The organism is Mucilaginibacter lutimaris (assembly GCF_042676625.1).
GTDB lineage: Bacteria > Bacteroidota > Bacteroidia > Sphingobacteriales > Sphingobacteriaceae > Mucilaginibacter > Mucilaginibacter lutimaris.
The window spans coordinates 34,678-46,949 of sequence record NZ_JBHTIA010000005.1 but is presented as its reverse complement, the minus strand read 5'-3'; the positions used below and the strand labels follow the sequence as shown (position 1 = coordinate 46,949).

The 12,272-nt window shown below is 42.7% G+C and carries 10 protein-coding genes, 2 tRNA genes and 1 riboswitch; of the genes, 3 read left to right on the top strand and 9 right to left on the bottom strand.

Annotated elements, in window-relative coordinates; translation table 11 throughout:
- Nucleotides 1-70 precede the first annotated feature (70 nt).
- Together ACFQZI_RS09900 and ACFQZI_RS09895 are read right to left on the bottom strand one after the other, a co-directional pair.
- A tRNA-Gln gene (locus ACFQZI_RS09900) sits at nucleotides 71-141 on the bottom strand.
- Nucleotides 142-249: 108 nt separating this feature from the next.
- Entirely contained in the window at nucleotides 250-2,421 is a 2,172-nt protein-coding gene (locus tag ACFQZI_RS09895; RefSeq protein ID WP_377141914.1) for a DUF5916 domain-containing protein, read from the bottom strand.
- A 256-nt stretch (nucleotides 2,422-2,677) separates the two neighbouring features.
- Between ACFQZI_RS09895 and ACFQZI_RS09890 the strand changes: the two genes are divergently transcribed.
- Nucleotides 2,678-3,334, top strand: a complete 657-nt coding sequence (locus tag ACFQZI_RS09890; protein WP_377141911.1) for a class I SAM-dependent methyltransferase — start codon at nucleotides 2,678-2,680, stop codon at nucleotides 3,332-3,334.
- A 3-nt stretch (nucleotides 3,335-3,337) separates the two neighbouring features.
- On the opposite strand, the gene ACFQZI_RS09885 is transcribed toward ACFQZI_RS09890, so the two are convergent.
- The 5 genes from ACFQZI_RS09885 to ACFQZI_RS09865 form a co-directional block, all read right to left on the bottom strand.
- Complete coding sequence (locus ACFQZI_RS09885; protein WP_377141909.1) at nucleotides 3,338-4,084, bottom strand: hypothetical protein; 747 nt, start codon at nucleotides 4,082-4,084, stop codon at nucleotides 3,338-3,340.
- 100 nt (nucleotides 4,085-4,184) lie between these two features.
- Nucleotides 4,185-5,114 carry a DUF5996 family protein gene (locus tag ACFQZI_RS09880; RefSeq protein ID WP_377141907.1) on the bottom strand — a complete coding sequence of 310 codons (930 nt, stop codon included), beginning with the start codon at nucleotides 5,112-5,114 and terminating at the stop codon, nucleotides 4,185-4,187.
- 257 nt (nucleotides 5,115-5,371) lie between these two features.
- Nucleotides 5,372-5,442 (bottom strand) — tRNA-Cys (locus ACFQZI_RS09875).
- 14 nt (nucleotides 5,443-5,456) lie between these two features.
- Nucleotides 5,457-6,092 carry a peroxiredoxin gene (locus tag ACFQZI_RS09870; protein WP_377141904.1) on the bottom strand — a complete coding sequence of 212 codons (636 nt, stop codon included), beginning with the start codon at nucleotides 6,090-6,092 and terminating at the stop codon, nucleotides 5,457-5,459.
- Nucleotides 6,093-6,303: 211 nt separating this feature from the next.
- Nucleotides 6,304-6,419: riboswitch (SAM riboswitch) on the bottom strand.
- Nucleotides 6,420-6,608: 189 nt separating this feature from the next.
- On the bottom strand, nucleotides 6,609-7,676 hold the full coding sequence (locus tag ACFQZI_RS09865) for a 1,4-beta-xylanase (protein ID WP_377141901.1): 1,068 nt from the start codon (nucleotides 7,674-7,676) through the stop codon (nucleotides 6,609-6,611).
- Nucleotides 7,677-8,131: 455 nt separating this feature from the next.
- Here ACFQZI_RS09865 and ACFQZI_RS09860 point away from each other — a divergent pair, with 455 nt between their 5' ends.
- Together ACFQZI_RS09860 and ACFQZI_RS09855 are read left to right on the top strand one after the other, a co-directional pair.
- Nucleotides 8,132-9,610: a PAS domain-containing sensor histidine kinase gene (locus ACFQZI_RS09860; protein ID WP_377141898.1), complete on the top strand. Its 1,479-nt coding sequence runs from the start codon at nucleotides 8,132-8,134 to the stop codon at nucleotides 9,608-9,610.
- 13 nt (nucleotides 9,611-9,623) lie between these two features.
- Nucleotides 9,624-10,058, top strand: a complete 435-nt coding sequence (locus ACFQZI_RS09855) for a response regulator (protein ID WP_377141895.1) — start codon at nucleotides 9,624-9,626, stop codon at nucleotides 10,056-10,058.
- 150 nt (nucleotides 10,059-10,208) lie between these two features.
- Here ACFQZI_RS09855 and ACFQZI_RS09850 read toward each other — a convergent pair whose 3' ends face one another.
- On the bottom strand, nucleotides 10,209-11,189 hold the full coding sequence (locus ACFQZI_RS09850) for a type I phosphomannose isomerase catalytic subunit (protein WP_377141892.1): 981 nt from the start codon (nucleotides 11,187-11,189) through the stop codon (nucleotides 10,209-10,211).
- Between the two features lie 312 nt (nucleotides 11,190-11,501).
- Nucleotides 11,502-12,182, bottom strand: a complete 681-nt coding sequence (locus ACFQZI_RS09845; protein ID WP_377141889.1) for a porin family protein — start codon at nucleotides 12,180-12,182, stop codon at nucleotides 11,502-11,504.
- Nucleotides 12,183-12,272: the final 90 nt, after the last annotated feature.

The following is a 12,272-nucleotide window of genomic DNA, read 5'->3' as shown; positions in this document are numbered from 1 at the left end:
ATTCTTCCTCGGTATGTCACAAAAGTAAAAAGGGCCAAGTGACAATTATTTCACTTAGCCCCGATTTTAGTTTTCCTGAATGGATTCGAACCACTACTAACAGAGTCAGAGTCTGGTGTGCTACCGTTACACTACAGGAAAATACCGGTATAGGCTTAACGTTGCAAAAGTAAAATTTTGGATAGCTTACACAATAGCTGTTTTTGTTTTTTTACACTAAGCGGTTAATAGCTGGTCCGCATATCCGCTTTATATATTCCACCAATACGTCCACTTGATGGTTAGCTGGCGATTTTTAACGGTGAATGGTGACGGTATTGAGTTATCGCCATAAACAATGAACAGATCTGAAGCGGGTTTGTACCGCCACTGAAAACGGCTGTTGATATTCATGTTTCTGGCCTGCTCGTTGTATTGCACAAAGGTGGTAAAGTACAATGTATTCGTGAAGGTAACATCCGCGCGGGGGCCAATAAGCCAAAATTTGTTGCGGCCATAAGGCGTGGGCAAATGCAGGTCGTTATAGGATGTATTTAGTATCAAATTCACATAAGGCTGAAAGCGGTAGCCCAGCTGGCCTATCAGGGTGGTTTTGGTACCATTATCGTAATAACCACCGCGGGCTACTTCAAACAGGTAGGTGAATACGCTTTGCGGTTTTGAGGCGTATTGCACATCTATGGTGTTCCAATGGTTTTCGAAACCTGTTGCAAGCGCTGGCTTACCGGTGTTTGTAGGGTCGAACGGGCGCAGGAGCTTTACATAATCATCCAAGCCGGATACGGTTAGTGTACTACGGTTACGGAAGGTAATAAGGTAGCTCAGGATAGTTTCATTATCTGTAGATCTAAAGCTTTCATCAAAAAAGTAAACACCGCTGGCCTGTACACCATGCGATAGTATGGCCCCGCTTTTAGGGAAAAAGTTATGTTGTATTAGCGGGTTTAGTTTATTGTAACCAACGCGCGGTACGTACCCGGCTTCGGCATTATAATTTTTGCCTACATATTGCTGTTGCATGGCAAACGTCCAATATTTGCTTAGGTATTGCAGGTTAGCGGCCGCAACAAAATCGCTGCCGCTAACGCCGGGGGTGAACGATTTTAAGCCCAGCAGCTTGCCCGTTATTTGGTTATTTGATGATGCCAGGTTAAACTCGGCCCCTACGTTACGGTTGTAGGCGTTTGCAGTACTGCCCGGCATTGGCGCGCTGCCCGTTCCATCCTTATTCACAAACATAAACCCTATGTTAGATCGTGAAAATACCCGCCTTTGCAGGGTAACAATGCCAAAATTTTGCCCGGGCAAATTGTCCGGAGTGGATTGGCCCGTTTGAATGTCCATAACACCAATGCGCCAGTTCTTATCAATTTTACCGGTAAGCCTTGCCCCTACCCGGATAGGCGCATTAAGCCCCACCCTGCGAGAAAAAAACGGGCGTACATCGGCATAACCAAAATTGGCAAACAGGTCGCCGTTCTCTAAAAAGAACTGGCGTTTTTCGGGAAAGAACAGCTCATAACGGTTCAGGTTGATCACCTGCTGGTCTACGTCCACCTGCGAAAAATCAGGGTTTACCGTTAGGTCCAGATTAAGTGATGAAGTTAGCCCGATCTTTACGTCGCCGCCAATTTCTTTGCGGTAAACGGCATCTTTCTTATTCTCAAAATCTTTGGTGATGCCACCCAGCGCGTACGGAATAATAGAAATATTGCGTGTAGCCACGGGTGGTGCTTCGTCCCAAATAATAGTACCGGTATAAGCCAATGCAGCCGTTGGAAACTGCCTTGGCACAGGCGCCCAGCTCGATTTTTCGGTAGTTTTTAGATCGTTGCGGCTAAAATTGATACCCCACTCTTTAATACCTTTTTTATAACGGATACTCTTGAAGGGGATAGCCGCCTCGAACACCCATTTATCGTTGTAATTTTTTACAGACGAATGCCATTTGTTATCCCAGCTCAAATCTACTTTGCTACCCTCGTACATGGTGCCGTCCCATTGTGCGCCTGCCGCATTTGCGCCAAAGCTAAAACCGTCGGTACGTGCATCAAACGGGTCCATAAAAAAGATGAAGTTATCGTTTTTCAGAAAGCCAAAATCGCGCTTAAGCGACTCTACCATGTACCCCGGCGTAGGCATGTAACATTCTGCCGAAATATAAAAGTTATCGTTATCATAAGCCATCCGCACCACGGTACGCAATTTGGCAAAGCTGGTATCCATAGGTAAAACCATAAAAAACTTACCTGCGGTATCTGCGCTGAGCCAATCGGCCTCGTCAAGCAAGCCATCAATTTTTATGGGGGTTGCCGCCCGGCGGATATGATATTGATAACCGGCATTTTTTTTTTGAGCAACTACGTAACCACTAAGCATGCAGCAGCATAGCAATAGCAGTATGGTTTTAATTTTAGGCAATTTGTGTGGGTATTTGTTTTGTGAGATAATACCATCGCTATTGTGTTGGCGATACACAATAATATAAATATTATGGGATAATTTGAGGTAGAAGGAAATTGATTACGGAAGAGCGTTTAATTTGTTACATTAGCCTCTCCCCAGCCCTCTCCAAAGGAGAGGGAGTAAAACTTCCTTAACCCTCTTTACGCTTGCGGAAGGAGGGTCGCGCACGAAGTGCCGCGGGGTGAGTAACTAACACGTAACACAAACCACCATGGCAATTTCCCTCCAACAACAATTCGGCAATATTGATATCTACTTGTTCGACCAGCTTTTAAAAGCCCGGTTTGATGCCTGTAAAAAAGTGCTCGACGCCGGTTGTGGCGGCGGGCGAAACCTGGTTTATTTTTTGCAGAACGGATTTGATGTTTACGGCATCGACCCAAATCCTAACGCGGTTGAGCAGGTACGGCAGTTAGCTAAAGAACTTGCGCCAAAACTACCGCAGCAAAACTTTAAGGTTGCACCGGCAGAAGATATGCCGTTTGATGATGCAACATTTGACCTGGTGATAAGCAGCGCGGTATTACACTTTGCTACCGACAGCAACCATTTCGACGCCATGCTGCGCTCCATATGGCGGGTATTGAAACCCGGCGGCTACCTTTTTGCCCGCCTCGCATCAGATATTGGTATCGAAGATAAAGTGATTCCCGTCGGCAACAGCCGCTACGCCCTGCCCGATGGCTCGGAACGTTTTTTGGTAAACGAACAAGTACTGCTTGAATATACTACAGACCTTGGCGGGGAGCTTTTTGAACCCATTAAAACTACTAATGTGCAGGGGTTGAGGTGTATGACTACATGGTGCATTCAAAAGGGCCTTACACAACGCGCATCAAAAGAGAGTGTGCAATCGATAAACTTTTAAAAATCACTTCGTTTCAAAGATAATATTACCGGAAATATCTTTCCTGTAAGTACCTATAGTTTTTCCAGACTCATCCTCTACGTTGATATCGCCGAAGATATTTTTTTTATAAATTCTTTTCGTTCCATCATCGTACTCTTCTATCCTGTTGCCAAAAATATCTTTCTTAATCTTACCAATAGTTTTGCCCGTTTCATCTGTTACGGTAACATCACCAAATATATTTGTTTTGTAAACCCTTTTTGTTCCATCACTGTACTCTTCAGTTTTATCACCGAAAATGTTCCTTTTAAACGTAGCGATAGTTTCTCCCGATTCATTTTGTACAGTAACATCACCAAAAATATTCCTTTTGTAAACCCTTTTGGTTCCGTCGCGGTATTCTTTTGTTATATCACCAAAAATATTTTTTTTGGTTGTGGCAATAGTAGCTCCGGTTTCATCTTCTACAGTAATGTCTCCAAAAATATTTTTTTTGTAAACCCTCTTTATCCCATCGGTATATTCTTCCGTTACGTTACCAAAAATATCTTTCTTAACAGTAGCGATAGTTGTTCCGTGTTCGTCCTTTAAAATCGTATTGCCAAAAACATCCTTTTCATAAACCTTTTTACTTCCTGAAGCGTCCTCCGTCACAATGTTTCCAAAGATGTCTCTTTTAGTGGTAATGTTTTGGCTGTTCGATAGATGGCTAACAAATACAAGCGATGTCGCCAGTAATAGCTTTTTTATTTGAAGGTTTATTTTCATGCTGTGGTTTAGTTTATGCCCTTATTTGACACCCCTTTTACAGCATGGTTTATTGCAGTTTTAATTTATTTAAAGAGTGAAAATGAATTAACTATTAATCTCAGCCCTTCAACCCCTGCAAATCGCATTCTAAACTCTTATCCCAGTTACCTGTAACGGCAGCGGCGTTGTATGTACTCTGCAGGAATTGTTTCAAGGTTTCTTCGGGGTTGGCAGATTGCTGTACCACTTCGTAAGTGAGTAAAAACTCACCCATCTCGCCGCTGTAAAATGCTTCGGGCGGACTAACCTGCTGCTTGCTGAATGCCTCCGGCGTGGGGTAGCAATAACTGTAGAAAGCGGGGTGTGGAAACTGTTCGCCGCCCAGCCAGAACCCGCAGGAACTCACCTCGTGCGAGTAGGCTTCCTGCATCACATCATCGGGCATATTTGGCGCGCCGCCGGGATGTTTTGGCGCCGGCCTGCCGCTGAAACGGGTAACCGCCAAATCGAACGCGCCCCAAAAGAAATGCACCGGGCTGCACTTACCCAAAAATCCCGACCTAAAATCGGTAAACACGTTATGGATTTTGATGAGCGCCTGCCAGATAGTGTTCATCCCCTCGGGATGATACGTGCAGGGCGCGGTATTTTCGGCAAAAGGAATGGCAACTTCCAGTTCATTGGGTACGGCATAGATCTCTACCTCAACACCAACGGCTTTGAGGTTTAGCATCAATTTGTTGTAAAAACCGGCAATGGTTTCGGCACCCAGGGCAGATGTTACCTTTTGGCCAGTGCTAATTATGATATGCAGTTGGTGGTCGATAAAATCCAGGTCTATCTGGAATACACCATCCTTGTAGGGCATGCTGCCCGTTGTTAAACCCGTGGCGCTTACATACAAGGTAACCTGCCAGGAGTGGTTTATCCATGGCATTTTTTTGAGGCGTACCTTGCCTATCATCTGCGTCCACTGGTGAACGGTGTTGATGGTATCTTTCAGATAATGAAAATCGAGTTTAGGCCAGTTGTGGGTAGAGTTGCTCATAATGTAAATATACAAGCTGGGAACGGGATTGTGTATAAATCGCTCTTCAATAGTTTACTCACCCCGACTACGCTTCGCTGGTCGACCCTCTCTGCTTCGCAAAGAGGGTGTGTAAATTTATTTTCCTCCACCCTCTTTCCGCGTAGCGGAGAGAGGGTGGCGCGCGAAGCGTCGCGGGGTGAGTCCATACGGAATAAATAAAAAAGGCGATGAGCTCCTCAGCCCACCGCCCAGTCATTATTAGTCAGTCAGTTTAGACGTCGCGGGTAGATTCGAACTACCGTTAAAGGTTTTGCAGACCCACACCTATCCTCTCGGCCACGCGACTTTGATTCTTATAGCCTATTTATTGGGCTGTGGTGTCGTCCTTAAATAAGGCTTCACCTCGGTAAACCCTTTAGGGAATTTAGCCGGAATATCTTCTGTTTTAATAGATGGCAGCACTACCACATCCTCACCGTCTTTCCAATCGGCAGGGGTTGCTACACTGTGGTAGGCGGTTAGTTGCAGGCTGTCTATCACCCTCAGTATTTCCTGAAAGTTCCTTCCGGTTGATGCCGGGTAGCTGATGATAAGTTTTATCTTTTTATCCGGCCCAATGATGAACAGCGAACGAACGGTAGCTACCAATGATGCATTCGGGTGGATCATGTCGTAGGCCTCAGATATTTTGCGGTCCTCGTCGCCTATTATCGGGAATGTTACCTCAACGTTTTGTGTTTCGTTGATGTCATTTATCCAGCCCTTATGAGATTCGGCACTGTCGGTACTTAGGGCTATAACCTTAACATTGCGTTTCTCAAACTCATCTTTTAATGAGGCGGTTTTACCAAGCTCGGTAGTACAAACCGGTGTATAATCTGCCGGGTGCGAGAATAGCACACCCCAGCTATCGCCCAGGTATTCGTAAAAATCAATTTCGCCCTGCGATGTCTGGGCCTTAAAATTTGGGGCGTCGTCGCCAAGTCTTAAACTCATGATATTGGTTTTTAATATTGTTAAGCCCCCTCTAAATCTCCCCCGAAAGGGGAGACTTTTTAAGCCCTCTCCTTCGGAGAGGGTTTGGGTGAGGCTCCATAAAGCTATACATTTCAATTTTGTTTCGGTAATTTATCCGGAAAAGCGATTAAGAGAGAGGCCTTCAAGGTGAAAACAGAACGCTTCATGAGCATTCGGTTTTTATTAAATCAGCTTATCTGTCTCCGCTAAGCAGCGAAGCAGGAATTAGCACCTTTTACAAGCCTTAAAGCTGTACAGGTTGCTAAGACATCATAGGGCCCTTCCCTCTGTCTTTCTGGATAAGTATGTTTAAAGAACGATTACATCACAAAAGTACATATTAAATCTATAATTCCTATAGACTTAATATTTATTATTTAAAATATTCTTTAAATAATTGAATTTCAATGAGAAAATTTTGTATTACAATATTATGCAAGCTTTAATCAATCCTTACATGTAGCGATGGGTATAAAACCCATCGCTACATGATCATTACTTCCCGTTAAGCTTCTTTATCAGCTCCACTTCTTCGGGCTTGTAAGGTGTACCGTCCTTACGGAAGATATCATGGAACCATTCCTTAGGTTCGCTACCATCAGGTATAGGATTATCCCAGGCAAAGATGGTATTGGTTTTACCCATTACAAAGCCCCAGTTAAGTGCGCCTACGTTTTCTTTTTTTAGCATTGGCATTACGTTGGCAAACTTGCTGCCTCGGGTGCGTGCCATATATTCGGTACAAATCAATGGCTTGCCATGGCTTTTTAGTAATTGTATGGTTTTAAGATGCGATGCTTCGTCGGTATAATCATGATAAGTCACAATATCGGAGTTTAAGGCCTGGTAGGCATTTAACTTTTCAAAACTCCAGTCCCAAAGGCCTGCAGAAATTGGCTGGTCGGGGTTTACTGCGCGCGCCCAGGTAAACACTTTTACAAGTAAGCCCATAGATGCGTCCTTTTTGTTAGAGTTGCCCGGTTCGTTATATAAATCCCAAAGCAGTATGCGTTTATCGTGCTTAAAGGCGGTTAGTACATCAGTAACGTAGGCTTGCAGCATTGCAGTTTCGCCCGCGTTGTTTAGGCGGTTACCGGGATCCTGCAGCCAGCCAGAGTTGTGCACACCCACTTTAGGCGCAGGCTGTTTGCCAATTTTAGCATCAGCGTTCCAGCAGTCGTCAAAAAAAACAAACATGGTTTTAATGCCGTGCTTGTTGGCTATGGTTAAGTATTGGTCCACACGTTTCTTAAAACCGGCTTTATCTTGTTTCCAGGCAAGGCTGTATAAGAACACGCGCATGGTATTAAAGCCTATGCTTTGCGCATAACCTAATTCGCGGTCTATCGTAGCCGGGTCAAAGGTATCAGCCTGCCACATTTCCAGCTGGTTAATGGCTGTACTTGGTATAAAATCGGCCCCACTCATCCATTTATGGCCGGCATACCAGGTATTTGCTTTAGCTACCGACCACACCTTGCCCGGAGCCGCTTTTTGCGCAGATGCATTTACAGATAAAAACATAAGGCATACCGCCAGGATCTTTACAAAATAGGTTCTCATTTTTATAATTGTTGGTTGGACAGTAAATATAAAATATTTATTTAAGAATAACATTTTTTGATTTTCGTGCTAATTGAATATTAGTTTCACTACTTGCTTACCTGTAAATTAACAATTCATAACAGCACCCCGAACCCGGCAGTGAAAGAAATAATATTTCTTTTAACCTTAATATTTTTTCGGTTAATAGTATACTATTTTACCTGCTTAAATTTTCATAACCCTTTGGCTAATTAAGCGTATAACACTTTTACGGTGTTAATTGTATAACATCCAGCACAATAGCGTCGTTATTGATGTTTGAAGTTTTGAATGCAATAATTAACCGGTAGGTAATTTTGAACGCATTTGGCAATTTACAACAACAACGCGTTGTAAATAACGTGCACTTGCCTTTTTGGCATGTATTTTATAATACCCTGTAATAAAAAATAAATTAGCGATTAAAGTGTACAATGAGTTCTGAAGAACATAAGTTTTCTGGCGAAAGCATAGCTCATATTGCGCGTATAATTGATCATATTAATTTAGGCATTTGGGAATATAACACTGATACCGGGCAAACAAAATGGTCGGTAGGTTTTTATACTGCGCTGGGCTACTCCCCGGGCGAGATAGAATGCTCATACACCAACTTTTTTGACCATCTTTTATATTATCACGACAGAAATGTCTTTTTAAAAAGTACTTATCACCCACGCATGGGCGAATCGCCCGTTACGCAAATAAGGCTGCTTACCAAGCAAAATGGCTACCAATGGTTTGAAAGCACCACTCAAAAGCACGATACCGGCAACGGCCCTGTTATATACGGCGTTATAACCAATATAAACAAGCTTAAACTACAAGAAGTAAACGCCGCTGAAGCCGACTTTAAACTTGCCGAGATAGGCCGAATTGCCAAGCTTGGGAGCTGGGAAATTGATGTTGCTACTATGGGGCTAAAATTTTCGGACGAGATGTACGAGATCTTTGAGCTGCATAACCGGCCAAACATGTCGGTAGAGGAAGCTATTGGCTTTTTTGAGCCACAGTATCGTTCTTTAATAACCGACTCGATAGACCAGGCTATGAAATTTTGTAAGCCGTATGATGTTGAGCTCCAATTCAGAACCGCTAAAAACAATGTAATATGGGTACGCTCTAAAGGGGTACCGGTGTTAAACAATTATGGGGAGTGTATTACCCTACGGGGCGTTTTCCAGGATATTGATAGTATTAAGAAAAAGGGCATCAGGCTGCAATCGTCTATCAATTTGCTCGACGACCAGAATAAACGCCTGCAAAACTTCGCTTACATCGTATCGCACAATTTGCGCTCTCATGCTGGTAACCTTAAGTTTATGGTAAACCTTTTTGAGGACAGCCAGCTTAAAGAAGACCGAACGGAGATCTTTTCGCACATTAAGACCATTAGCGAGAGCCTTAGCGCCACTATGGGTTACCTAGACGAGATTGTTCGCATACAATCCGAAATTGCTAAAGAACGTAAGCTGGTAAACTTTCAGACCATATTTAATAATGTGGCATCGGCACTGCAAACCAATATTTTAAATTCCGGCGCTATTATTAACACCAATTTTGCTGACTGCCCGCAAATTGATTACATTCCGGCCTACCTGGAGAGCATCTTTCAAAACCTGCTTACCAATGCCATTAAGTATAAACACCCCGACCGCAAGCCGGTTATAAGCATAAACACCCGAAAGGTTGGTAATGAGATATACCTGGTATTTGAAGACAACGGTATTGGCATAGATATGAAACGTTACGGCGACCAGGTTTTTGGCATGTACAAAACCTTCCATCAAAATTCTGACTCGAAAGGCATAGGCCTTTTCATGACCCGTAACCAGATAGAAGCACTGGGCGGAAGCATACAGGTTGACAGCACGGTAAATGTTGGCACAAAATTTACAGTTAAGCTGGTATAATTAATACCACAGAATGATAACTGATAATAGAATTGTGACTGCCGGCCTTGTTGACGATGATGAGATTTTTACCTACGGATTTAAGAAACTAACAGTAATAAAGGGCTTATTTAACGAAATACTGAACTTTAGCAACGGACAGGAAGCTATTGATTATTTAATTAACCCAAAAAACGCCAACCGTTTACCCGACGTTTTATTCGTTGACATTAATATGCCGGTGATGAACGGCTGGGAATTTAACGCGGCATTTGAGGAAATAAAATCTCAACTGGGAAAAAATATCACAATTTATAACATTAGTTCATCAGTTGATCTCGACGATATCAGGCGTGCAAAAAATAGCCCTGTAGTTACCGATTATTTGCTGAAGCCCCTTGATGAAGCTTACCTAACCGACATATTTAATTCGCTGAAGAACCCAACGGATATGAAGCGATACAATTAATATCAGTTGATTTCACCGATGTTTGAGATTGATTACACCGACTACTAAAAATCTCGACGCATCAGTTATAAAAAAATCCTGTTTGATAATCAAACAGGATTTTTTATTGTCAATGAAGCTGTTACTCTAATATCAGAGTGATCATAAAAACTATTCTATATAGCTCTCTAATATTTTAAAGCCTGATGTGGTTTTTAATTCCACCTTATCAATTGTTTTTGGCAGCAGAATACATTCGCCCATTTGTACGGGGTATGCCAGTTCGTTATACTTTATGGTAAACTCGCCTTCGATACAAACGTATATTACAAACGAATCGAGGTTCGAGTAATCCTTACTTACCTCATGGGTATAATCCAACACGTTGGTAGTAAAGTATGGGCAGGTAACCAAATGCACATCCTCATTTTTTTGTGGCGTGTACACGGTTTTGTATTCCGGGTAATGTTTGTAGTCGATAGCGGCAAGGGCCTCTTCAGTATGTAACTCACGTTTTTGGCCTTTATCATCAACGCGGTCAAAGTCATAGATACGGTAAGTAATGTCTGATGTTTGCTGAATTTCGGCGATTAACAATCCTTTGCCAATGGTATGCACACGGCCCGCGGGTAAAAAGAAAACATCGCCCGCTTTTACATCCTCTCTGTTCAGGATATCCATAATATGCCCGCTGTTTAAAGCGTCAACATATTCCTTTTCAGTCATTTCGCGGTTAAAGCCTGCAATTAATGACGAACCCGGGTCTGCCTCTATCACATACCACATCTCGGTTTTACCGAAAGAGTTATGGCGCTTTTTAGCCAACTCATCATCGGGGTGTACCTGTACGCTCAGGTCATCATTAGCGTCAATAAATTTAACCAACAGCGGGAAGATATTACCAAAGTGCTTGTAAACCTTCTCGCCTACCAGCTCGCCCTGGAATTTCTCCAGCAAGTCAGCCAGCGACTGGCCCTGCAACTCGCCGCCCTCTACAACAGAAACATCCGACTTTACGCCCGAGATCTCCCAGGTTTCGCCGCAGTTTGGCAAGTCGCCAATGTTTTTGTGCAAATACGTTTCAATTTTATGGCCGCCCCATATTTTGTCTTTAAATATGGTTTTAAATTTTAATGGATATAATGATGACATGGTGAGTTATATTCGTTTTGAAGTGGCTAAGTTAGGGAATTTAGCCAAGCCATAATAAAGGTTATAGATTTTTTGTGATGCTTAATGAATTGAAGCACATATTGAGGATTTATCTTGAACAATTATCAATTATATTTTTGGGACTACTTATATCTATAACATAGCGATGGGTTTAAAACCCATCGCTACTTAATGCAAAACAGTTGTGTACGTTAGCCCGCTTTTCAAAAAGCGGGCTCTCTTATATCAAACAAAGCAAAAATTACTTACCCAATTTCGCTTTTAGGTTTTCGTCAATGGCTTTTCAATCTTCTACGGCAATTGATAACCGACTGAAATCAACATTGCCCGTGTTTTGGTAGAGCGATACAGGTAAGTTTCAGTTTTGATGTTTGAAAACCCAACATCGTAACCTGCGTTTATGGTTATACCATTTACAAATTGGTAGCCGGCAAGCATGTTTACGCCGTAATCAAATCGCGTTATCGTATTGTTATCGCCACTGCCTAATTCATATTTAGTGGTAGGCCAATTGTTTACATCGTTATCATCTACAGATATAGGTTTAAAACTGGCCTTTAAAGCAGTAGCAATATACGGGCCTGCTCCAAGAAAATAGCTTCCCCTCCCTGCCGGAATGTTGTACACGACATTTACCGGCACCTGTATGTAACTTAAACGCATATTGCCATATGCTCTGTAAATAATATCTCCAACAGCCACTTCTTCGGTAGTTTTACCACCTTTGGCTGAGTAATATACAGCGGGCTGTATAGTTACACTTCCTAAAGATAAATTAGCATATGCCCCGGCTGAAAACGAGGGTAAAGGTTTGTTGCTTTCCTGCACAATAACATCCTGCACGGTGGCGCGCCATAACGTGCCGATACCCGCACCTGCCTTAAAACCAAAGCTTACCGATTTTTCCTGGGCATACAAACCGCGCCCGGCCAGCAATAAACAGCTAACTAATAAAGCCTTAATAAAGTTCATAAATATAAAAGTGTGTAAAATTTGTCCCTTAAGTTAGTACTTAAATGCGTTAAATACACTGCTTTTAATGCTTAACAATATGTTAATTTA

Coding starts and splice junctions, on each gene's coding strand:
- ACFQZI_RS09890 (WP_377141911.1), top strand. CDS start 2,678: ATGGCAATTTCCCTCCAACAACAATTCGGCAATATTGATATCTACTTG.
- ACFQZI_RS09885 (WP_377141909.1), bottom strand. CDS start 4,084: ATGAAAATAAACCTTCAAATAAAAAAGCTATTACTGGCGACATCGCTT.
- ACFQZI_RS09880 (WP_377141907.1), bottom strand. CDS start 5,114: ATGAGCAACTCTACCCACAACTGGCCTAAACTCGATTTTCATTATCTG.
- ACFQZI_RS09870 (WP_377141904.1), bottom strand. CDS start 6,092: ATGAGTTTAAGACTTGGCGACGACGCCCCAAATTTTAAGGCCCAGACA.
- ACFQZI_RS09865 (WP_377141901.1), bottom strand. CDS start 7,676: ATGAGAACCTATTTTGTAAAGATCCTGGCGGTATGCCTTATGTTTTTA.
- ACFQZI_RS09860 (WP_377141898.1), top strand. CDS start 8,132: ATGAGTTCTGAAGAACATAAGTTTTCTGGCGAAAGCATAGCTCATATT.
- ACFQZI_RS09855 (WP_377141895.1), top strand. CDS start 9,624: ATGATAACTGATAATAGAATTGTGACTGCCGGCCTTGTTGACGATGAT.
- ACFQZI_RS09850 (WP_377141892.1), bottom strand. CDS start 11,189: ATGTCATCATTATATCCATTAAAATTTAAAACCATATTTAAAGACAAA.
- ACFQZI_RS09845 (WP_377141889.1), bottom strand. CDS start 12,182: ATGAACTTTATTAAGGCTTTATTAGTTAGCTGTTTATTGCTGGCCGGG.